The following is a 20,559-nucleotide window of genomic DNA, read 5'->3' as shown; positions in this document are numbered from 1 at the left end:
GGCCCCGCCGCGTGGCGGGGCCCTTCGCGCATGAACCGGGCGGTCAGCGCTCGGTGTTGAGCCCGTAGAGCCTGCGCGCCCAGGCGTAGCCGACGAGGGCGATCCCGGCGCACCAGGCGAGCGAGATCCACCCGTCGTTGCCGATCGCGGAGCCGGTGAGCAGCCCGCGCAGCGTCTCGGTCATCGGCGTGAACGGCTGGTTCTCGGCGAACCAGCGCAGTCCGGGCGCCATCGAGTCGGCCGGCACGAACGCCGAGCCCAGGAACGGCAGGAACTGGATCAGCAGCGGCTTGTTGCTCGCCGACTCGACCGTCTTGGACTTGAGGCCGAGCGCCGCCGCGAGCCAGGTCACCGCGAACGCGATGGCGGCCAGCAGACCGGCGGCGGCCAGCCACTCCAGCGGGTCGGCGTCGGGCCGGAAGCCGAGCGCGACCGCCACGCCGACGACGAGCACGAGGCTCACCATCGTCGTGAGGACGCTGCCGACGACATGCCCGGTCATGAACGACGAGCGCGTGATGTTCATGGTGCGGAAGCGGTTGATGATGCCCTCGGTCATGTCCTGGCAGACCGCGATCGAGGTCGACATGGCCCCGGAGGCGACCCCCATGATCACGACACCGGGCGTCAGATACTCCAGATACGCGTCCCGCCCCGCACCGCCCGACATCGAGTCCCCGAACGCGAACACGAACAGACACAGCATCAGAATCGGCATCATCGACGCGCCCAGCGAGACGGCCGGATAGCGCAGCGCGTGCTTGATGTTGCGCCGCAGCATCGTCATCGAGTCGTGCACGGCGTACGTGAGGGTGCTCATCGCAGGGTCTCCTTGACGTGCAGAGGGGTGGCGGCGGTGCCGTCGCCGGTCAGGGCGAGGAACACGTCGTCGAGGTCGGGGGTGTGCACGGAGAAGTCGGCGGCGTGCACACCGGCGGTGTCGAGCCGGTCGAAGAGGCCGCGCAGCGAGGCGAGATCACCGTCACCGGCGACGCGCAGCACCAGCTCCTCGTCGTCGCGGGCCGCACCGGGGAAGGCGTCGGCGGCCCGCTCGTACTCGTCCGTGTCGTTGAACCGCAGCCGTACGTGGCTGCCGGGGATCTGCGCCTTCAGCTCGTCGGCGGTGCCCTCGGCGACGATCCGGCCGCCGTCGAGCACAGCGATCCGGTCGGCCAACTGGTCGGCCTCCTCGAGGTACTGCGTGGTGAGGAAGACGGTGACGCCGGTCGCGACGAGGGACCGCACGGTCTCCCACATGGTGCGCCGGCTGCGCGGATCGAGCCCGGTCGTCGGCTCGTCGAGGAAGATCACGCGCGGGTCGCCGACGAGCGTCATGGCGAGGTCGAGACGCCTGCGCATGCCACCGGAGAAGGTGGCGGCACGATTGCCCGCGACGTCCGCGATGCCGAACCGCTCGAGCAGCTCCCTCGCCCGCTGCCGCCCCTCGCGCTTGCCGAGCCGCAGCAGGTCGGCCATGAGGAGCAGGTTCTCCTCGGCGGTGAGCAGGTCATCAAGCGCCGCGAACTGCCCGGTGACGCCAATGGCGGCGCGCACCCCGTCGGGCGAGGCCGCGACGTCGTGCCCGGCGACCTGCGCCTGCCCGCCGTCGGCGTCGATGAGCGTGGACAGGATCCGCACGGTCGTCGTCTTCCCGGCCCCGTTCGGCCCGAGCAGCGCGAAGACGGAACCGGCGGGGATGCGCAGATCGATGCCGTCGAGCACGGTCTTGTCGCCGTAGGACTTGCGCAGGCCGAGGGTGGAGACGGCGAGCGGGGGCGGTCCGGCGTCGTTGTCGGAGGTGGATGTGGACATGACAGATGAAGGCATGGGGCCCTCCGGGGTGAGGGGCGGGTGAAGGGGTGAAGGGGGTGGGGCGCGGTGGCTGGGCGGGGGGCGGGCGTGACGGCCGGGTTCGGTAGCCGGGCCTGGGCCCGGGTGTCGGGCCTGGCGGCCGGGCCGGGGAGTCGGTCCCGCGGGCCGGGTCGGCACGCCGAGCCCGGCTGCCGCTCCGCTCAGGCAGTCGCGCGGCGGATGTCGACGTTGCCCCACTTGGTGCGGGCGCGGATCTTGACGGAGTCCTCGGACTCGGCGGGCGCGTCGGAGGCGGTGAGGGTGTTGCGGACCTGACCGTTCTCGGCGGCGGCGTCGAGCCAGGCGGCGGTGCCCTCGCGGATGCCGACCTCGATGGCGCCGAAGTTGGTCTCCAACTGGACGGTGCCGCGCGCGACTTCGCGTACGCGCAGCGCGCCGTACGCGGTGGTCGCGGCGACCGAGCCCTCGGCGCGTCCGATCTCGACGTCGCCGTGGGCGCCGCTGATCCGCAGCTCCCCGGTGACGGCGTCGATCATCGTGGTGCCGTGCGAGTTCTTCAGGACGGCGTGGCCGTCGACGAAGCCGACCCGCAGGCTGCTGGAGCTGGTCGTGATCTCGGCCATGCCCTCGACGCGGTCCACGCGGACCGAGCCGTGCGCGGCCTTGAGCCGCAGCGGACCCGTGGTGTCGAAGCGGATGTCGCCGCCCGAGGTCTTCACGGCGACCTTGCCGAGCCGGCCCTCACCGAGCACCTGGGTCCACGACCCTGTGAGATCGACGGAGGAACCCTCCGGCAACTCCACGGTGACCGCGACGAGCCCGCTCGGGCCGATCATGCGGCGCTCCGTCGTCCGGACGGTGAGCACGCCCTTCGTGTACGTGACGGTCGTCTGCTCGGCGGCGCGCACGTCCTTGCTCCGCTTGGGGTCCGCGGGCTTCACGTCGACGACGGTGTCGAGGCGCTTGCCTGCGGTGAACTGGATGGAACCCGCGCCCACATGGGCGTCGACCGTGATGGCCTCGGGGGTGTCGAAAGTAGGCATGGCTGTCCCGTCCTCCTGGCTCGTTGGGGCGTCCCCGCTGATGGGACGTGGTGTGCCGTTCTGTGGGGCTGGGCGCGGGCTAGCGCACCCAGCCCGTGAAGCTCTGTCCGACGGTGCGGCTCTTCTCCTGGGGCCGGGGTGCGGCGCCACCGTCGACCGCGGCGGAGACGGCGCGCACCAGCCACGCGTTGACCGAGAGCCCCTCGCGGCTCGCGGCCTCCTCGGCGCGCGCCTTGAGGTGGGCGGGCAGCCGCAGGTTGACGCGCGCGGTGCCGCCTTCGTCGGCCTCGGGTACGGCGGCGGGGGTGTGGGCCGGCTCCGCGGGGGCGGCCGGGGTGTCGCGCGGCGGCGGTGTCACCACGAAGTCGGGGTCGAGCCCCCGCAGCCGTACGTCGACCGAACCCGGCGCGAGGTCGCGGGTGATCTCGTCCATCGCGGCGGACAGCACGTTGAGCATCGTGAGCCGGGTCGCCGACTCCAGGGGAGCGGTGAGCCGCTCGGCAAGCGCGCGTGCGTCATCCCCTCCCGCTTCGGCGGCCACGGCCAGCTCGCGGTGCAGATTGTCGACGTAGGGCGTGAGGTCCATGACGCCATAGTGGCACCATGGTGGCGCCACGTGCAACCCCTTTGGCGTCACGTGGCGCCATGTGGCGTCGCGGTGGTGCCACGGGGTGGGGTGTGGCGCCACGGGGGCGGCGGTGCGGCATCACGCAGACGACCGCCTCACGCAACACGTCGTGGCAGACCCGCTGGTGGGGCGGCCCGCTAGACTCCCTGGCCCGCCTCGCCGAAGCCCTCGGGGGCGCCGCCCTTCAATCGGTGAGGTAGCAGATGCCTTCGGCGAACCAGGCCAAGCCCAAGACCGGTATGGAACCGGCCCCGCCCCCACGCCTCCATCGAGCGGGCGCGGCACCCCGACGCGCGGGAACCTGCTTCGCGGCACTGAGCCTCGCAGCCCTCGCCCCGATCCTCCCGCTCTGGCTCTTCTCTACGGCCCCCGGCCCCCGCCGAACCGCGATCCTCACAGCCCTGGGCCTCGCCCTGACATGCGTCGCGGCCATCGCCGCGTACCAACGCGCGACAGGAGGCAGACAGCCCTACGCCACGGTGGCCAGGGCCGAGTTCTCGGACCCTCCGCAGGAACGGCAGGAAACGCGGGAAACGCCCCCACCCCCGTCCCTCCCCACACGCCGCGGCATGCAACTCCGCACTTTCGCCTGGTCCCTGGGCGCCTGCACGGCCCTGACCACCTTCCTCGCACTGGTGCTGGGAACGCCCGAACGCCCGGACCTCGTCCAACGCATCACGGACGCCGGCGCGAAATTCGCCGAGGTGCCGGTGGTGAAGGCCACCAACGTCCACTTCCACAACCCGAGCAGAGGCCACGACCACTACACCTCAACGACCACGGTCCGCCTCCCGCCCGAGCCGGGCGCACAACCGGCAACGACAAGGGTCCACCCGACCACGCCCGACCGCCCGCGGGCAGGAGGCACGATCCCCGTCCTCTACGCCCCATCAAACCCGGCTCTGGGCGCAGTGCCCGGGACCGAACAAACCCTCGCCGCAACCCTGAACGGCTCCACGCTGAACACGGGCCGCAAACTGATCGTGGCCATCACCTGGACAGCAGGCCTGGCCCTCTCCGTAACAGGCGTGTCGCTACGCCACGGATTCCGCTCTTTCTCGCGCCTGCGCAGCACGGACATGTCCGTACGAGTGACATGCCAAGGCCCGGGCGTCTGGCGCCACGACACCCAGAAACAGCTGTGCCTGAAGGTCACGACATCGTCCTCCCGCACGGCCCACTTCCTGACCCCGATCACGGAGAACCACGTCCCGGATTCGCTTGTGGGCCAACAACTCTGGCTGTACTGGGACACGAGCACCGGGTCATCGGCGCTGATCTCCGACGCCGACTGGGTCATGCACGGCAAGCTTCCCCGGGACGACGCCCAGATGCTGACACCGGAGGCCACACCCGCGACACCAGACGCCCCTCGCCGCCCCCTCCACCTCTGGAACCCCACCTCGGCGTGGCCCCTGTACGTCAAACCGTCCGTCCTGCTCCTCGCGGTGGCAACCATCGCCTGCGCCGCTGTGCTGACCTTCGATGTAACGGGCATCTGGCGCTGGGCAACGGGAGCCGCCGGCGCGCTCACCACTCTGACCGTCTGCTACCTGACGACGACTACGCCGCACTCGTCACGGCGGAACGGCTGAGTCAACGAGGACGACTCGGCACCGCGCGGAACCCCCTGACCAAACAAAAAGGCCCCGCCGAAGCGGAGCCTAAGAGAGGCGCCCCCGGCAGGACTCGAACCTGCGGCCAAGCGCTTAGAAGGCGGTGCAGCTGACCGTGTATGCACCTGCCCGGACCTGCACGTTCCGACGCGCTTCGCTGCATGCTCGAAGGCTCCGACTCGCATTCGACACGGCGCACGGCAGAAGGCACGCCCAGCGGCTACGCGCCGGTTCCACGTCCTCATTTCGGTGTCAGATGCATGCGATACGGTCGCACTCTTGACCGAGTGACTCGAGGGGAGCGAGTGGCGTGAGTGAGCGCATGCGGGTGGACACGGACGAGCTGAGAGACGCTGCGCCGGTCTTCCACCGGCAGAGCAACCAGTTGCACGACGCCTTGAGCACGCTGCACACCCGCCTTGCCTCGCTCGGTGCTCCGTGGGGTGGAGACGAACAGGGCAACAAGTTCCACGCCAAGTACGGCCCGGCCAAGGACGGCATCGACACCGCCACGAAGACCCTCGTGACCGGCCTCGAATCCATCGGCGACGCGCTGAAGGCGATGTCCGAGAACCACGACGAGAACGAGCGGGCGACCAAGGACGCCTTCGACTCAGCCACCAAGGGGCACTGACCGGTGGACATCGACGGGATCCTCAAGGACGCCCTGCTCAAGCTGGGCATGTGGTGGCCGGACGCTGACGCCGACCAGTTGCGCGAGGCTGCGTCTGCCTGGCGTGCTTTCGCCGAATCGGTCGACGATGTCACGGCAGCCACGCACAAGGCGGCCCGCAGCGTCATCGACGGCAACGAAGGCCAATCCATCGAGGCCTTCGCGGACTTCTGGGCGCGCTATCACAAGGGTGCGAAGACCGGCTGGCTCGACGACCTGGCCGAGTCCGCCCGCTCGGTGGCCAAGTCGCTCGACATGTACGCCGATGCCGTCGACGAGGCGATCACTCACCTGTGGACCGAGATCGGTATCGCTGCTGCCGCACTCGGCGCTGGCGTGCTGCTGGCCATCGTCACCGGCGGCGCCGGAGCGGTGGCGGGCTCGGCCGCGGCCGAAGGCGTGATCTCGGCGGCGGCAAGCATCGGGGTCACCGTGTCCGCCGAAATCGCCGGTGTCATCGGCACGACCATGGCCGGCGTCGCCTTCGGTTCCATCGAATCCATCGCCGTCGACCTGGCGGTCGCTCAACCTCTCCACATCGCCGCGGGCGACCAGGAATCCATCAACGTCGACCAGGCAGCGGCAGCCGGAGTCAGCGGGGCTGTAGCGGGCGGCATCTTTGGTGCAGGAGCAGGTGCCGTGGCAGCGCGCGGCATGGGCAGTGTCGACTCCCAGCTCGCGACCAGTCTCAACAGCCTGGCGATGCAGCCCTCACGCTTGCGCCCAGCCGCCGACTTCATGGGCAAGCGGAGCACGTGGAAGCTGTACTGGGCTCCAGACTCCAATGCCCTGGCTGCACCATCACGTGTCGGCGATGACCTGACTCCCTCAGGACATCCGATCTATCACGGCAAGACCCGCACGACTCTCGGCTACGACAGCCGCACGATATCGAATCTGGAACGAGTGCAGGGCCAGCCCGGACTCCACGACGTGGTCGTCCACGGCACCAGGGACGAGGTGTTCGTCGTCGGTCACGTCAACCCCTCGGGCGCCGATCGGCTTGTCACCGAGGTCAGTCCACACCAGATCGTGGAAGCGATCCGCAACAACCCGAACTACGACGGCGGCCCGGTCCGCCTGATCTCGTGCCACTCCGGCGCAGGGGACTACCCTCTCGCCCAGTCGGTGGCCAACGACCTCGGAGTCCCCGTCACGGCGCCCACCAACCGCATGGGCGTCGACTCAAGGCTCGGCGTCCAAGAACCGCTCATCGACCGCGGGGGATACTGGCGTACGTTCCTCCCCCTCACCGACTGAAAGACACGGACATGGCTGTACTGCGAGCAGGTTTCTTCCGAGAGGGCAACGAGGACGCTGACCCCGCTACGTACTCGGAGTCCCTCGTCGAAGCCGTGAACCGTCCGACGATGCCCGACGAGGAGCAGGTGCTGGCATACCTCAAGGGCGGGGTGGAGTTCTTCAGCACCATGGGTGCAGAGAAGGATGCGCTCACCGGCGACGAGTACATCGGGGGAGCCGGCTCGCTGCGCACTGACGGCACCTGGGTCTGGCCGGTGGACCTCGAGCACTACATCCGACGCCACCACGCCGTAATCCCCGACGACTTCCACGCCCACATCCGCGCGCACAACTACCGGGCGCCGGCGGTCTCCGATGACCGGGTCAATGAGATCGCTGACGAGTGGTTCCCTCCGCGCCCCTCTCCGTGGGCGAATCGCAGGGCCTGACTGCATCCAAGATGCGACCGACCCTCTCGGCTACTGCGAGCCACGCCCGGAAGAGGCCGTGGCGCTGCGTGTGCGGGATGTGAATCTGCCGACCGTCGACGCAGACGACCAGTGGTGCGAGGTGCTGATCCACACCGCGACGCCGGAAGTCGGCAAACAGTGGACCGACAGCGGCGAGATTCACGAACAGCGGGATCTCAAGGGCCGTGCCGAAGGGGACACGCGGACCGTGCCGGGGCACCCCGCCCTGACACGCATCCTGCGGACGCACATCGAAGACGAAGCACTCGGGCCGGATGATCTGCTGTTCCAGGGAGAGAACGGGGGCGTTCTCGCCGGCTCCGTCATCCGCCGTGCCTGGCGGACTGCGCGCGCCGCGGTGCTCGCCCCGCACGTCTTCGACTCGCCTACGGGCAAGCGCGTGTACGACATTCGCCACACCCGCCTGACGAAGTGGCTCAACGACGGGATCCCGCCCGCACAGGTGGCCGACTGGGCGGGCAACAGCGTGCCCGTGCTGCTCGCCACATACGCCCGATGTGTCGAAGGTCAACTGGCTGATCTCAAGAAGCGACTCGAAGCGGCAGGGGACCTTCCCGACCCTGAGGGCACTGGCGGCGCTGACGACGCCGGCTGACCCGTCGCCGAAAACTTCGACACGTATTCGACACGGCGACCCGCAGAAACCCGGTGACAGCCGGACAGCCCCGGTCCCACCCCTTGATCGTCAGGGGAGCGGCTGGGGCTTCTGCATGTCGCCCGACAGGCATCTGACCAGCAAAAAGGCCCCGCCGAAGCGGAGCCTTGGAAAGGCGCCCCCGGCAGGACTCGAACCTGCGGCCAAGCGCTTAGAAGGCGCCTGCTCTATCCACTGAGCTACGGGGGCCGGTGTGTGGCCGGTGGCTTGGTCGGGCGGATGTGGGTGATCCGTGACCTTGCCGGGGACAAGGATAGGGCTCCCGGGTCCCTGCCCCTGCTGCTTCGCCTCCGCGGCACGATGTGGAGGTTCAGTGAAGCGGTCCCGATAATCGCAGGTAGGTGCGAATCGTGCAGCGCTTTTGGCGTCATACGCCTCGGGTGTTGTGCACTCGTTATGCCTGCGCCCCCACTCGCCCCTTCCATCCCGCTGTGTGCTTCCTGTGTCGTAACGCGTGACTTATCGGCGCGCAGACGGGGCCATATGCTTCATAAAGCGTCCAAAATTGGGCATTCTTCACGTTGTGGTGACCTTGGACGTTCGGCCTCAGCTGCTCGACGCAATTACCGCGCTGCGCGACCGTGTCGCCGCCGCGCGCTTCCCGCTCCCGTTGCCGGGGGCGCCACGCGCGCGTGCCAACCGCGGCGAGCTGCTCGCACAGCTCGACGACTACTTGGTGCCCCGCCTGAAAGCCCCCGAAGCGCCCCTGCTCGCCGTGGTGGGCGGTTCGACCGGCGCCGGAAAGTCGACGCTCGTGAACTCCCTGGTGGGGCGTGTCGTGAGCGAGGCCGGGGTGCTGCGCCCCACCACGCGTACGCCCGTCCTCGTCTGCCACCCGGACGACCACCACTGGTTCTCCGGCATGCGCGTGCTGCCCGACCTCACGCGCGTATGGGTGCCCAAGCAGGTTGATCGTGGGGCGGAGGGTGAGGAAGGCGATGAGGACGAGCTCGGGGGCGTGGCCGACGAAGAGGTGCGGGTACTGCGCGTCGAGACGTCCGGCGTGCTGCCGCGCGGGCTCGCCCTGCTCGACGCCCCCGACATCGACTCCCTGGTCGCCCAGAACCGCGTCCTGGCCGCCCGGCTGATCAGCGCAGCCGACGTGTGGGTCATGGTCACCACCGCCTCCCGCTACGCCGACGCCGTCCCCTGGCGCCTCCTGCGCACCGCCAAGGAGTACGACGCGTCCCTCGTCACCGTGCTCGACCGGGTGCCCCACCAGGTCGTCGGGGACGTCTCCCGGCAGTACGGCGCGCTGCTCGCCAAGGCGGGGCTCGGTGAGGTCCCCAGGTTCACCGTCCCGGAGCTGCCCGAGTCGACCGGCAACGGCGGGCTGCTGCCCGCCACCGCCGTCGCCCCGCTGCGCGCCTGGCTCACCCACCGCGCCCAGGACCCCGAGGCGCGGGCCCGCGCCGTGGCCCGTACCGCACGCGGCACCCTCGACTCGCTGCGCGCCCGGATGCCCGAACTGGCCTCGGCGGTCGCCGCCCAGCACTCCGCCGTCGTCCGGCTCACCACCGCCGTGGAGGACGCGTACGAACGCGAGCACGCGCGCGTGGTTGAGCGTTTGCAGGAAGGCGGCGTCCTCTCTGGTGACGCGTTGAAGCACTGGCGGAGCTATCCGGCGGACTGCGCGGCGGGTGAGTTGCTCGGCGCCCTTGTGGAGAGTCTCGGCTCCTTGTTGGTGTGTGCGGTGACCGCGGCCGATGAGCAGGTCGACGAGGACTGGAGCCGGGAGCCCGGCGCGCGCGCCCCCGAACTGCGCCGCCAGAAGCCCGGTTCCGAGGCCACCGCCGAACAGCGCATCGGGCTCGCCGTACGGCGCTGGAGGCGCGTCCTCGAGGAGTACGCGGAGGACGAGGCGCGGGCCGCGGCGCAGGCCATGGACGGCTCGCCGCCGGACGCCGATGCCGTCGCCGCGCTCGCCGCCACCGCCCTCCTGGGCGGCCGCAGGGGCAAGGCCGCGGGCGAGAACCTCGCCGAGCGGATCGGCGCCCAGGGCGCCCTGAGGTTGCGCGATCGCGGCGGGCAGCTCCTGGACGAGTACCTGGAGAAGGTGCTCGGCGAGGAGCGCGAACGCCGGCTCGCCCCGCTCGACGCGCTCGACATCACACCCGAATCCCAGGCCGAGCTGATCGCGGCCCTTTCGCTGCTGCAGAAGGTGAGGTGAGGGCGCTGCCCGCCGTCACGGACCACACCGATCCCGACCCCGACCCCGAGTCCGACTCCACCCTCACGGATCGGACCGATCCCGATCCCATGGACGACTCCGATCTGACGGACCTCGCCGACAACCTGAACGAGGAGAAGGCCGCGGGCGACAAGACTTCGCGGATCCCCGAAGGGCGTACGGAGTCCACCCCCTCGGAGTCCATCCCCTGGGACGACGGTCTTATCGCTCGGCGCGTCGCCAAACAGGGCGGCGAGGCGCCGGTGCCGACCGTGTCGGGCGAGTACGACGGGGAGTTGACCCAGCGGCTCGACGCACTGCGCGAGCTCGTCGGGCTCTCGCGCACCCGGCTCGACGCCGAGACGCTCGCCGAGGCCGGACAGGTGCTCGACGAGGCCGCGGCCCGGCGGCGACTCTCCTCCCGGCACACCGTCGTCGCGATCGCGGGCGCCACAGGGAGCGGCAAGTCGACGCTGTTCAACGCCCTTGCGGGAGTCCCCCTTTCGGAGACGGGCCTGCGGAGGCCCACCACGTCCACGCCGATCGCGTGCAGTTGGACGGACGGGGCCGCTGGTCTGCTCGACCGGCTCGGCATCTCCGGGCGTTCGCGGCGGCGTCCCGCGCAGGCGCAGCAGGGCGAGCCGGAGCTGGACGGGCTCGTCCTCGTCGACCTGCCCGACCACGACTCCGCCGCGCCCGAGCACCGCGACCAGGTCGACCGTGTGCTCGGCCTCGTGGACGCCGTGGTGTGGGTCGTCGACCCCGAGAAGTACGCCGACGCGATGCTTCACGAGCGCTATCTGCGGCCCATGGCGGGGCACGCGGAGGTGATGTTCATCGTGCTCAACCAGGTCGACAGGCTGCCCGGCGACGCCGCCGAACAAGTACTCGACGATCTACGAAGGTTGCTCGACGAGGACGGCATCGCCCTCGGGGAGTACGACGAGCCCGGCGCCACGGTGCTGCCGATCTCCGCACTCACGGGGGAGGGCGTCGACGAGCTGCGCGACTGCCTCGACCAGCTCACCTCCGAACGGCGGGCCGCCGCGCGCCGCATCGGTGCCGACGTCGACGCCGCCGCTGAGCACCTGAAGGCGGTGTACGCGGCAGGGCGGCGGAGTGGCCTCACCGAGGAGGCCCGCGAGGAGTTCGCCGACCGGCTCGCCGAAGCGGTGGGCGCGGCCGCGGCGGGACAGGCCGCCGAGCGCGCCTGGAGCCGGGGCGCGAACCGGGCCTGCGGCACGCCGTGGCTCAGACTCTGGCACTGGTACGAGGAGCGGCGCGCCGCCGCGACGCCCGCCACCGCCCCCGTGGTGGCCGACGACGAGGACGAGGTCACGGCCCGGCAGCGCGTCGAGCACGCCGTACGGGTGGTGGGTGAGGCCGCCGCGAGCGGGCTGCCCGAGGCTTGGGGGCAGGCCGTGCGGGAGGCCGCGACGCGGGGCGGCGAGGAGCTGCCCGAGGCGCTCGACGAACTGGCGGCCGACACCGCGTCCGACGAGCCCGTGCCGGAGCACGGGACCGGGCGGCCGCCCCGCCCCGGCTGGTGGCCGGTCGCCGTGTTCGCCCAGGCGTCGATGACGCTGCTGCAGGTCGTGGGCGTGCTGTGGCTGTTGGGGCAGGCCGTCGGGGTGTTCTCGACGAACCTCGGCGTGCCGTTGCTGCTGGTGCTCGCGGGGCTCCTGGGCGGGCCGTGCGTGGAGTGGTCCTGCCGGATGGCGGCGAGGGGGCCGGCGCGCCGGTACGGGCAGGAGGCCGAGCGGCGCCTCAGGGACGCGGCGGCGGCGTGCGGCCGGGCGCGGGTGCTCGACCCCGTCGCGGCGGAGCTGCTGCGGTACCGGGAGGTGCGCGAGCAGTACGTGCGGGTGGCGGGGGGAGTGGCCGGCGGGGTGACCGGGGTGAACCCGGTGACGGGAGTGATCCGAGGGGCGGGAGTGGCCGCGGCGACCGGGGCCGCGGTGTCCGGCGCAGGGGCGCCCGGCGCAGGGGTGTCCGGCGCAGGGGTGGCCGGGATTTCCACAACCCGCCGGTAGGACACAGGCGTCGGCGGGGATCGCGGCGCGGGGCCAATCTGTGATCGCGGCTCGGGAAGGGCTCGGGCCGCACACGGACGGCCCGGACCCGGCGGGGACCGGGCGGGGCAGGGAGGGGTTCCGGATGAGCAGCGAAACCATGGTGACCGTGGTGGGGAACGTGGCGACGACACCCGTGTTCCGGGAGTTGCCGACCGGGCCGGTCGCCCGGTTCCGGCTCGCGGCGCACTCGCGCCGCTTCGACCGGGTGCAGAACACGTGGGTCGACGGCCACACCAACTTCTTCACGGTATGGGCCTGGCGGGCCCTGGGCACGAACGTGCAGAGTTCGTTGTCCCTCGGCGAACCGGTCATGGTGCAGGGCAGGTTGAAGGTGCGCGACGAGGAGCGCGGCGGCCAGCACTGGACGTCGGCGGACATCGAGGCGGTCGCGATCGGACACGACCTGTCGCGCGGTACGTCGGCGTTCCGCAGGGCGCCGCAGGTCCGGGTGGAGAGCGCGCCGCGGGACGACTCCCCGTGGGACGTGGCGAAACCGGACGAGGCGGGTGCGGGGCGGGCGACCGAGGCACAAGGGGCCGATACCGAGCCGGATGCGGTGGAACCGCAGCCGGTGGGATGAGTGCGGCCGAACTGACGCTTATGCGCCCCCGGTTGCGGGGGATTTGTCGATAAGCCCAGTTCGGCCACGCTGTTGGCGATAACGATTGCGATTCGGATCGGTTGCCGGAAGGCGGCTCCGGGGATCACGCAAGATCATTTCCCTAGGATGCCGACCGTGACTCCGGGGCTCGACGGGGCACCTGCGCACCGAGCGCAGCCACGGGCCTGGAGTGCAAGAGCCAGCCGAATGACCGTGGTTGGCGTTGATTCTGCCGGCGGGACCACCACCCCCCATGTGACCTCTCGTCCCGCCTGAAGGGGAATTACGTGTTTTCTGTGTGCTCATGGACCGCACGGCGCGGACGGGGTGCGGCCCGTCTCGCGGCGGCGGCCCTGATGTCGGGGCTCGTGGCGACCGGGGCGATATCCGGCGCCGGCGTCGCCCACGCCGACGACGGCGCCACGGAGCAGAGTGGAGCGAGCGCCACTCTGGCCGGCCTGGAGACGTACGACTCGGCCGTGATCCACGAGGGCGGCAAGGACGAGACCGTGTCGGCGGGCCTGTTCCGGATGACCGTCGAGGGCGGGGGGACGCTTCAGACGTACTGCGTCGACCTCCGCAATCCGACGCAGCCGGACGCCAAGTACCGGGAGACGTCCTGGTCGGGCACCACGCTGCACGACAACGCGAACGCGGGGCGGGTCCGCTGGATCCTGCAGAACTCGTACCCGCAGGTCAACGATCTCGCCGCGCTCGCCCGCAAGGCGCACTCGGGGAGCCTCACCGAGCAGGAGGCCGCGGCCGGCACCCAGGTCGCGATCTGGCGCTACTCGGACAAGGCCGACGTCGACGCGGTGAGCCCCGCCGCCGAGAAGCTCGCCGACTACCTGGAGCGCAGCGCTCGCGACCTCACGGAGCCGGCGGCCTCGCTGACCCTCACGCCGCAGGCGGTGTCCGGTCGGCCGGGCGAGCGGGTCGGCCCGGTCACGGTGCGTACGAACGCCGAGAGCGTGTCGGTCATGCCGCCCACCGAGGCCGCCGCGCGTGGGGTCGAGCTCGTCGACGAGAAGGGCGAGCCCGTCACCACGGCCAGGAACGGCAGCCGGCTCTACTTCGACGTGCCGAAGGGGGACGAAGCGGGTTCGACGGAGCTGACGGTCCAGGCGTCGACGACGGTCCCGGTCGGCCGCGCCTTCACCTCGGACACCAGAAGTCAGACGCAGATACTCGCGGGCTCCAGCGAGTCCACCGTCTCCGCGACGGCGACGGTCGCCTGGGCCGGCGAGGGCGCCGCGCCGGCGCTGTCCGCGCGGGAGAACTGCGCGAAGGGCGGCGTCGACATCACGGCCGTCAACAGCGGGGACGCGCCGTATGCGTTCACGCTCATGGGGGCCCGGCACACGATCCCGGCCGGGACGACGAGGACGGTGACGATTCCGCTCCAGGAGGACCAGGCCTACGACTTCAGGATCAAGGGCCCGCACGGTTCCGAGAAGCGCATACGGGGCGTGCTCGACTGCGTGACGACGTCGGCGGCGGGCACCGCGGCGGACGGCGGGCTGACCACCCAGACGGGCAAGCAGCCGATGCCGGCGTCGGTCGGCGGCACGGGTGCCGGTAACGGCACGGACCTGGCCGAGACGGGCAGCTCGAACGCGACGCCGATCATCGCGGGCATCGCGGTCCTGCTGGTCCTGGTGGGCGGCGGCTCCATCCTGCTGACCCGCAAGAAGAAGGTGCCGAGCGAGGGCGACGACGAGTGACGGCGGTTGCCGGGGCTTTCCCGGCACCGGCCACGGCGAGGGTGCGTGTCGGGTGACACCGGCGGAGTGCAAGCAACGCAAGAAGCGGGTGGCCTCTCCCGCGCACAGGAAAGGCCACCCGCTCCGCCGAGTGCGTCAGATGTCGACGACCTGGCTCGCGCAGTCGCCGAACGGGCGGCTGGACTCCGTGTAGTACTTGCCGTGTGCGGGCCACTTGAGGGTCGGTTGCAGGCGGGCTCCGTCGTTGCGCCCGGTGACGCGGGTGACCTCCTCGTCGGGGCCCCAGGCCACGACGCGGTAGATCGAGACGATGACCGTCTGTGATCCGTCGCCGGTGCGCCAGCTGACGCCGGATACGTTCCCGCTGCCGTCCCCGTGCCAGCCGGGCGGGTAGACGGTGGTCACGTCATTGCCCTCGCCGCACGTCACGGCGGCGGCCGGGGCGGCCGACTGGGCCGCGCCGATGCCGGTGTTGCCCAGAGAAAGGGCCGTCACTGCCCCTGCCAACAGCAGAAGGCGTGTCGCTCGCTTCATGTGGTTACCCCCGTATCCACAGTCCGAAGTCCGACGGCGCGCCACATGCGCCGTCTGGTGAACGAATGCCCTTCGGACGCTAGGCACCCCTGCCGAGGCGGGGCAACGGCCCCCGAACATCGTTTCCGACGCGTCAGACGCATGGCGCCGCAGCGGCACAAAGGGAACAACTCGGTCCGCCCTGGGGCACGTCCTCGTCGGCCCGAGGCAGCACGGGGGCGGACCGGCCGGAGCTATCCTCGCGGTCAAGGCGAGGGGGCCTCATGGAACAGCGGTGGCCGGAAGGGGCGAGCGCCGATCCCGTGGCGGCGAGGGATCGCTACCACGCGGACCTGCGGGCGTCGCGCAAAGCCGTGAGTGAGCTGCTGCGCGTGGAGATGCCCATTGCGCACATCGGCCTGGCAATCGTGGTGATCGCGAGCGGAATCGCGAGCATCACCTGGTCGCCGAAGGCGGGAGCCGTCGTCGCGGGTGGCTTCGCGGCGCTGTTCTGCGTTGCTCTGGTCGTGGCGCTGTTCAGAGGTCGCCGCAGAGGGAGGGCCGTGCGGGCCGCGTACAAGTTCACGTTCGGCTGGGCGAACTGGATCTCACCGTAGAGGAGGAACGTCAGGCGTACCGCGTACGTTGCCTGGCGTGACCACTTCGCCTGAAACCGTCAGGAGCCGTGAGGAACTTGCCGCCTTCGTTCGCGCCCTGCAGCGCAGCCACGTGGGAGAGGGGAGCGCGTGGGAGAACGTGGACCTGCCTCGCTTCCTCGAGGCCCTGGCCGCGTGGATCGACGACGCGGACGGCTGGTACCGCAACACCGGGCGCGAGCTGCCCGCCGATGGCGACTGGCGGTTCTTCGCGCGGGCGCTGCAGGCGGCGACGGTCTACGAGTAGGCGACCGAGAGTGACAAGGCTGCTACCGCGGGGCCCGTAGAACCCCCAGTTCAGGGCCCTCCGCCGATACGGGTTTCCGCCCAGCGGTGGCCGTACGGCAAGATGGGGTGTGTCTCGCTGAACGAGGGCATGAAACAGCCCCTCACCAGCGACTTTCTCGCCAATGAGGGGCCGTGTCAGGCGGCTTGGGCCGTCTCTGGGCCGTCAGCGGGGAGTGGCGGTACGTGCAGAGAGCTCGTCGCCGGTTCATCTCCGGCTGAGTCTTCGACGGCGAGGTCGGTGCGCATCACGGAGCGCATCCTCTCCCACTGATCCCAAAGACGGACGAAGTCTGTCCGTATGTCATTGAAGGATCCGTCAGGGGCGGGATCCCCTTCCTCCAAGCGCATGATCCTCTGGTAGAGCTGAGACAGCGTCGTTGTCATCTGATCTAGCTCGGCCAGGACTGTTGCTGACGCGATGAGTTGAGCCTCAGCGAAGACTGAGTGGTGGTTGCTTCGAGCTTCCTCAACGAGTTCCCGCGCCTCCGGCGTGACAGCGTCTTTGTGCACGGTCCAGAGGAACTTCATGAGATGCGTTCTATAGCGTCGAAACGACGCGTTGACCTGTACGTAGCTGCCGCGCCGGCGATCCAGTTCAGCTACTTGCTGTTCACGACGCCACTGAGCGTCAGCCACCCGTTGCTCACGCTCGAACTGCTCCGCTTGGACACGAGCAAGGAGACGTTGTGACAGCACGGGAGCGACAAGCGTGCCTGTGACACCAACCACCGCAGCAGCTAACGCTATAAGAGCGCTTCCCATTGATCCCCTCCTGACAGAGTCACGTCAGTAACAGTCTGCCCGTAGGGGTTAGCTGTGGATGCTCGTTCGGCCTGTGAGTTCCTCGGACAACTGGACGCGCAACGGGCACGACAAAGCCCCTCACCAGCAGGTTCGAAGCCGATGAGGCGCCCAGGAAGGCCGGTCAACGCCACTGCACTCCGTGTCCGTAGCTCCCCGGCGGCGTGCTCGAACTCGAGGAGAGTCCGGAGGCAGGCGTACGCCGAGAGGTCTGGGAAGAGACCGGCATCCACGTCGAGGTGGATGAGCTGACCGGCGTCTACAAGAACACGCCCCGAGGCGTCGTGGCCCTGGTCTTCTGCTGCAAGCCCGCGGGCGGCGAGGAGCGCACGTCGGACGAGTCCACGGCCGTGGAGTGGCTGACGCCCGACGAGGTCAGCGAGTACATGTCCGAGGTCTACTCGATCCGGCTCCTGGATGCCCTGAGCCATGATGGCAAGCGGCTGACGCCAGCGCGATAGAACTTTCCCTACTTCATCAAGACCCGCGCACGGCGCGGGCGCGCGCCGCCTTGCAGCGCGGCCGGCCTCCATGGCTTCGCCACCGGCCGGCCGCGCACGGCGGCGCGCTCGCGTGCGACACGGGCGAAGGTGGGAGACCAGCTCGCCGCGATTACTCCTCGTCGCCGTCGTCGTACCCGGGGAAGAGTCGTGTGCCGAGCCAGCCGCCGCCGATGAAGCCGAGAATCCCGGCCGCCACGGCCCCAAAGCCGGAGTCTGAGCCGCCTAGTTTCCAGACCGCGGCCGCAGCGCCGAACGCGCACACCACAGCAAGGACAGCGACTGGTGGGCGGGTCCATCTGTCGTGTCCCGGGATGGGGCCGTTCATGTTCATGCATCCACCGTGACATGCGTGTCCGGTGAGGCGAGAGGGGCCAAGGTCACTGGTCTCGGTAAAAGACGATGCCTCCGGCGGGGGCGCTCCGGCACCGGGGGCCGGGGGTTGCGCTGTTGGGTGCGGATCCGTGGGTGGTTGCGTGAAGGGCTCCCATCCCGTCCACCGTCGACCCAGGCGAAGCCGAGCAGAGGTGGCCCCTGGTGTCCAGGTCGTTCGTACAGTGGCGCGCTCCACCTGGACACCAGGGGCCACGCCCGCTCCACTGCGTGTGGGTCGACGGCGGACGGGATGGGAGCTGGGGGTTGAGTGGTGGGCGGCGCGTGTGGGGAGTGCCGCTACTCAAACGCTAGCTCACGACGAACGAGAGTCACGAGCTGCTCGTAGAGTCGCTCAGCATGTGCCCAGTGATCGCGGGACTTCTCCTTTAACTGTTCGGCATTCAATTCGACAGCCTCAGGGGGGAATTGAGTGATGGGGTCATCTGAGAAAAGATGACGTAGTCCTTCTCTCACGCGTGCTGTACCGAGAGATCCCCAGTAGGAGCTCTTGCGGCACTCAACTCCCAAGGCCTTGTAGGTTTCCGCGACTGCGCGACTTGCAAAAGCTTCGATCTTGGAGTGCTTGAGCAGCATGTCTTCAGTGGTGCGTTGTTCGGGTGGATCGCCAACCACTTTTGCTTCAGGCGTGGATGACACGAGTTGGTAGTGAGCAGTGGACAAGATGTCCAGGTAGAGGGCCTCCAACCTGTCTCTCACAAGGTCATCGCGAGCTTGGATTCGCAGGTGACGTCGATCGGCTGTTCCTCCCCACGCCGTCCCTGCGATGCCTGCTAGCCCCACGGCCCCTGTTACTGATGCTGATAGCCATTCCCATGCCATGCAGCTGTTTTACCCGAGCCTACGGAGGTGCGAGGCGAGTTCTGTCTGGACGTTCTTGGGTTACCCGAAACCATCAAATACCATCTGATAGCAGGAGAAAACGACTGTACCGGCAGTCGCGACCTGGGCGCGGAGCTGCAAAGAGAGCAGATCACCAAGCCGTCCCCGCCGGAACCTGGGACATGAGGGTGTGAGCAAGGAATCGGGTGGCCCCGTACAGGGTCTCTGCTGGCCAGGAGTCGCTGGGCACAGAAGCCCGTTCGGGCCGCACCAGACGGCGCGCCCGTCTTGTTCGGCCTCAGACCAGCAGGTCATCGGCCAAATCCCCCTGACGACCTTTGCTTTTCAGACAGCGAGGATTGGACACCGTGCCGTATGGGAAACATTGTTCCCTATGATCTCCGAGGTCAGGGCGAAACCGAGCCGGACCATAGCGTCAGCGCTGGTCAAAGGCTTGTGAGGGTAGGGGGCTACTTGACGGCAACACATCACTACTCCGGCGATGAGTGGGAGCAGTATTGTCTCCTGCTCGCTCGTCGGCACTATGGTGCGGATCAGGTGCAAGAGGTGCCGGCACGGCATGGAGGAGATCTCGGGATCGAGGCCTTTACCTTTTGTGGTCGAGCTTTCCAGTGTTATGCGCCGATAGAGCCACTATCCACGTTAGAGCGTTACGAAAAGCAACGGGACAAGCTCTCGACCGATCTGCGCAAGCTCAGCACGAAGCAGAAAGATCTCCAGCGTCTTCTCGGTGACGTGAAAATAAGTACTTATATATTTCTCGTGCCGATATTCGACTCTGCTCAACTTGTGCAGCACGCCAGCGCCAAGTCGGAAGAGGTAAGGTCGAAGAACCTCCCCTTCGTTGCAGATGATTTTAAGGTGACTGTTGCTACGGACGGTGTCTACGCGAGAGAACGTGGCGAGATCTTGGAGCGAGCGGCATCCCTGGTCGATGTAGTTCCCACTCCTCCAGGCGACGTAGACAGCTGGCTTGCGGGGAACTCGCAGCTCGCCGAAATGGCGCTCGGGAAACTCGCCAAGTTGAGACTTCCTCCAGATTCGAGTCGCACTTACCTTGAGCAGCTTGTTAATCAATTTCTTGATTCGGAGAATGCGCTTGCGCGACTTCGAGAGAAATATCCTGACCAGTGGGAAGCTGCTACAGGAAGCAAAGTTCGCAAGGAGCGTAAGCTAGTACTCGAGTATCCCCCCGGAAGTACAAGTAGTGCGGCAGATGTAACGATGATCGTGAGATCACTTAAAGAGGAACTCGCCCGTCAGGTTCCGGCGCTTGATGATTCTTTTATTGATGCCATGTCGTGGGGTTCAATAGCTGACTGGCTTATGCGTTGTCCACTGGATTTCCAGGCTATCGAGGGTGCGTCATGAGTGGTGCAGTGCTCCTAGAGCGGGCTTTCGCGAACATCTCAAGCAGCGTCGTCTTCACCCGTCGTCCTGATCCAATTCCTGGTGATCTCCGCACGGGATGGCGACTTGCGTCAACCGTGCTAATTCTCCGACGTTGCCGCGCGAACACGGCGAACCTGGAACAGATTCATGTTCTAACTTGGGCCCTTCGCTCGACTCAAGGGCGCCAGGTGATCAGGGAATGGTTCGTGAATCAGCGCAAGCCGAATGGCCTGATCATCAGGCATGATCCCTCGACGACCCGAACGATCAATCTCGCAGTCGCTGCGGGGCTGGCTAGGCGAAACGAGAATTCTTCACTCACTCTGACAGAAAAAGGGGAGCACCTGGCGACTCTACTCTGGGCTAACAGTGAGGTTCTGGTGAGTGAAAAGGAGTTCCTATCTATGCTGCCAGCTCGCATCACCCAGAAGTCCGTTACTGAC

Annotated in this window: 20 protein-coding genes, 1 tRNA gene and 1 pseudogene; 13 read left to right on the top strand and 9 right to left on the bottom strand. The window is 68.6% G+C overall.

Annotated features, from left to right (window positions below; all coding sequences use genetic code 11):
• Positions 1–43 precede the first annotated feature (43 nt).
• From ACTWJ8_RS15605 to ACTWJ8_RS15590, 4 genes are all read right to left on the bottom strand, one after another.
• Positions 44–820: an ABC transporter permease gene (locus ACTWJ8_RS15605; protein ID WP_356376727.1), complete on the bottom strand. Its 777-nt coding sequence runs from the start codon at positions 818–820 to the stop codon at positions 44–46.
• Complete coding sequence (locus ACTWJ8_RS15600; protein ID WP_443264154.1) at positions 817–1,812, bottom strand: ATP-binding cassette domain-containing protein; 996 nt, start codon at positions 1,810–1,812, stop codon at positions 817–819. The genes ACTWJ8_RS15605 and ACTWJ8_RS15600 overlap by 4 nt, the downstream gene beginning before the upstream one ends.
• Positions 1,813–2,012: 200 nt before the next feature.
• Positions 2,013–2,855, bottom strand: coding sequence for a DUF4097 family beta strand repeat-containing protein (locus tag ACTWJ8_RS15595; protein ID WP_443264152.1), 843 nt, complete (start codon positions 2,853–2,855; stop codon positions 2,013–2,015).
• A gap of 79 nt (positions 2,856–2,934) precedes the next feature.
• Positions 2,935–3,441 carry a toxin-antitoxin system HicB family antitoxin gene (locus tag ACTWJ8_RS15590; protein WP_356376736.1) on the bottom strand — a complete coding sequence of 169 codons (507 nt, stop codon included), beginning with the start codon at positions 3,439–3,441 and terminating at the stop codon, positions 2,935–2,937.
• A gap of 677 nt (positions 3,442–4,118) precedes the next feature.
• Between ACTWJ8_RS15590 and ACTWJ8_RS15585 the strand changes: the two genes are divergently transcribed.
• From ACTWJ8_RS15585 to ACTWJ8_RS15565, 5 genes are all read left to right on the top strand, one after another.
• A complete protein-coding gene (locus ACTWJ8_RS15585; RefSeq protein WP_443264150.1) occupies positions 4,119–5,078 on the top strand; it encodes a hypothetical protein in 960 nt (319 codons plus the stop codon).
• Between the two features lie 331 nt (positions 5,079–5,409).
• Positions 5,410–5,733 carry a WXG100 family type VII secretion target gene (locus ACTWJ8_RS15580; protein ID WP_443264148.1) on the top strand — a complete coding sequence of 108 codons (324 nt, stop codon included), beginning with the start codon at positions 5,410–5,412 and terminating at the stop codon, positions 5,731–5,733.
• 3 nt (positions 5,734–5,736) lie between these two features.
• Positions 5,737–7,032 (top strand): WXG100 family type VII secretion target, encoded by a 1,296-nt coding sequence (locus tag ACTWJ8_RS15575; protein ID WP_443264146.1) that lies wholly within the window; start codon positions 5,737–5,739, stop codon positions 7,030–7,032.
• A gap of 11 nt (positions 7,033–7,043) precedes the next feature.
• Entirely contained in the window at positions 7,044–7,463 is a 420-nt protein-coding gene (locus ACTWJ8_RS15570; RefSeq protein ID WP_443264145.1) for a hypothetical protein, read from the top strand.
• A gap of 58 nt (positions 7,464–7,521) precedes the next feature.
• Positions 7,522–8,100: a hypothetical protein gene (locus tag ACTWJ8_RS15565; RefSeq protein WP_443264143.1), complete on the top strand. Its 579-nt coding sequence runs from the start codon at positions 7,522–7,524 to the stop codon at positions 8,098–8,100.
• A gap of 176 nt (positions 8,101–8,276) precedes the next feature.
• Here the strand turns inward: ACTWJ8_RS15565 and ACTWJ8_RS15560 are convergent.
• Positions 8,277–8,349, bottom strand: a tRNA-Arg gene (locus ACTWJ8_RS15560).
• A gap of 334 nt (positions 8,350–8,683) precedes the next feature.
• Here ACTWJ8_RS15560 and ACTWJ8_RS15555 point away from each other — a divergent pair.
• From ACTWJ8_RS15555 to ACTWJ8_RS15540, 4 genes are all read left to right on the top strand, one after another.
• Complete coding sequence (locus tag ACTWJ8_RS15555) at positions 8,684–10,330, top strand: dynamin family protein (protein WP_443264141.1); 1,647 nt, start codon at positions 8,684–8,686, stop codon at positions 10,328–10,330.
• Positions 10,327–12,363 (top strand): GTP-binding protein, encoded by a 2,037-nt coding sequence (locus ACTWJ8_RS15550; protein ID WP_443264139.1) that lies wholly within the window; start codon positions 10,327–10,329, stop codon positions 12,361–12,363. The genes ACTWJ8_RS15555 and ACTWJ8_RS15550 overlap by 4 nt, the downstream gene beginning before the upstream one ends.
• 124 nt (positions 12,364–12,487) lie before the next feature.
• Positions 12,488–12,985, top strand: coding sequence for a single-stranded DNA-binding protein (locus ACTWJ8_RS15545; protein WP_356376746.1), 498 nt, complete (start codon positions 12,488–12,490; stop codon positions 12,983–12,985).
• A gap of 308 nt (positions 12,986–13,293) precedes the next feature.
• Positions 13,294–14,730, top strand: coding sequence for a Cys-Gln thioester bond-forming surface protein (locus tag ACTWJ8_RS15540; RefSeq protein ID WP_443264137.1), 1,437 nt, complete (start codon positions 13,294–13,296; stop codon positions 14,728–14,730).
• A 135-nt stretch (positions 14,731–14,865) separates the two neighbouring features.
• Here ACTWJ8_RS15540 and ACTWJ8_RS15535 read toward each other — a convergent pair whose 3' ends face one another.
• Positions 14,866–15,225, bottom strand: a complete 360-nt coding sequence (locus tag ACTWJ8_RS15535) for a hypothetical protein (RefSeq protein ID WP_443264136.1) — start codon at positions 15,223–15,225, stop codon at positions 14,866–14,868.
• A 302-nt stretch (positions 15,226–15,527) separates the two neighbouring features.
• Here ACTWJ8_RS15535 and ACTWJ8_RS15530 point away from each other — a divergent pair, with 302 nt between their 5' ends.
• The gene (locus tag ACTWJ8_RS15530) at positions 15,528–15,860 is read left to right on the top strand and encodes a hypothetical protein (protein ID WP_443264134.1); all 333 of its coding nucleotides are present in this window, start codon (positions 15,528–15,530) and stop codon (positions 15,858–15,860) included.
• A 37-nt stretch (positions 15,861–15,897) separates the two neighbouring features.
• A complete protein-coding gene (locus ACTWJ8_RS15525) occupies positions 15,898–16,146 on the top strand; it encodes a DUF7660 family protein (protein WP_443264132.1) in 249 nt (82 codons plus the stop codon).
• Positions 16,147–16,322: 176 nt separating this feature from the next.
• Here ACTWJ8_RS15525 and ACTWJ8_RS15520 read toward each other — a convergent pair whose 3' ends face one another.
• A complete protein-coding gene (locus tag ACTWJ8_RS15520; RefSeq protein WP_443264130.1) occupies positions 16,323–16,949 on the bottom strand; it encodes a hypothetical protein in 627 nt (208 codons plus the stop codon).
• Positions 16,950–17,140: 191 nt separating this feature from the next.
• On the opposite strand from ACTWJ8_RS15520, the pseudogene ACTWJ8_RS15515 reads away from it, so the two are divergent.
• A pseudogene (locus tag ACTWJ8_RS15515) lies at positions 17,141–17,449 on the top strand (NUDIX hydrolase); the annotation flags it as partial.
• A 151-nt stretch (positions 17,450–17,600) separates the two neighbouring features.
• Here ACTWJ8_RS15515 and ACTWJ8_RS15510 read toward each other — a convergent pair.
• Complete coding sequence (locus ACTWJ8_RS15510; protein WP_443264128.1) at positions 17,601–17,822, bottom strand: hypothetical protein; 222 nt, start codon at positions 17,820–17,822, stop codon at positions 17,601–17,603.
• A 338-nt stretch (positions 17,823–18,160) separates the two neighbouring features.
• Positions 18,161–18,520 (bottom strand): hypothetical protein, encoded by a 360-nt coding sequence (locus ACTWJ8_RS15505; protein ID WP_443264126.1) that lies wholly within the window; start codon positions 18,518–18,520, stop codon positions 18,161–18,163.
• A 657-nt stretch (positions 18,521–19,177) separates the two neighbouring features.
• Here ACTWJ8_RS15505 and ACTWJ8_RS15500 point away from each other — a divergent pair.
• Positions 19,178–20,095: a hypothetical protein gene (locus ACTWJ8_RS15500; protein WP_443264124.1), complete on the top strand. Its 918-nt coding sequence runs from the start codon at positions 19,178–19,180 to the stop codon at positions 20,093–20,095.
• Positions 20,096–20,559: the final 464 nt, after the last annotated feature.

The organism is Streptomyces sp. SDT5-1 (genome assembly GCF_052245995.1).
GTDB lineage: Bacteria > Actinomycetota > Actinomycetes > Streptomycetales > Streptomycetaceae > Streptomyces.
The sequence above is the reverse complement of the archived record's forward strand: the minus strand, read 5'-3'. Positions and strand labels throughout refer to the sequence as shown.

Bases quoted from the DNA above. Each gene is read 5' to 3' on its own strand.
- ACTWJ8_RS15545 (WP_356376746.1), top strand. From the start codon at position 12,488: ATGAGCAGCGAAACCATGGTGACCGTGGTGGGGAACGTGGCGACGACA.
- ACTWJ8_RS15595 (WP_443264152.1), bottom strand. From the start codon at position 2,855: ATGCCTACTTTCGACACCCCCGAGGCCATCACGGTCGACGCCCATGTG.
- ACTWJ8_RS15605 (WP_356376727.1), bottom strand. From the start codon at position 820: ATGAGCACCCTCACGTACGCCGTGCACGACTCGATGACGATGCTGCGG.
- ACTWJ8_RS15600 (WP_443264154.1), bottom strand. From the start codon at position 1,812: ATGTCCACATCCACCTCCGACAACGACGCCGGACCGCCCCCGCTCGCC.
- ACTWJ8_RS15520 (WP_443264130.1), bottom strand. From the start codon at position 16,949: ATGGGAAGCGCTCTTATAGCGTTAGCTGCTGCGGTGGTTGGTGTCACA.
- ACTWJ8_RS15530 (WP_443264134.1), top strand. From the start codon at position 15,528: ATGGAACAGCGGTGGCCGGAAGGGGCGAGCGCCGATCCCGTGGCGGCG.
- ACTWJ8_RS15590 (WP_356376736.1), bottom strand. From the start codon at position 3,441: ATGGACCTCACGCCCTACGTCGACAATCTGCACCGCGAGCTGGCCGTG.
- ACTWJ8_RS15570 (WP_443264145.1), top strand. From the start codon at position 7,044: ATGGCTGTACTGCGAGCAGGTTTCTTCCGAGAGGGCAACGAGGACGCT.
- ACTWJ8_RS15510 (WP_443264128.1), bottom strand. From the start codon at position 17,822: ATGAACATGAACGGCCCCATCCCGGGACACGACAGATGGACCCGCCCA.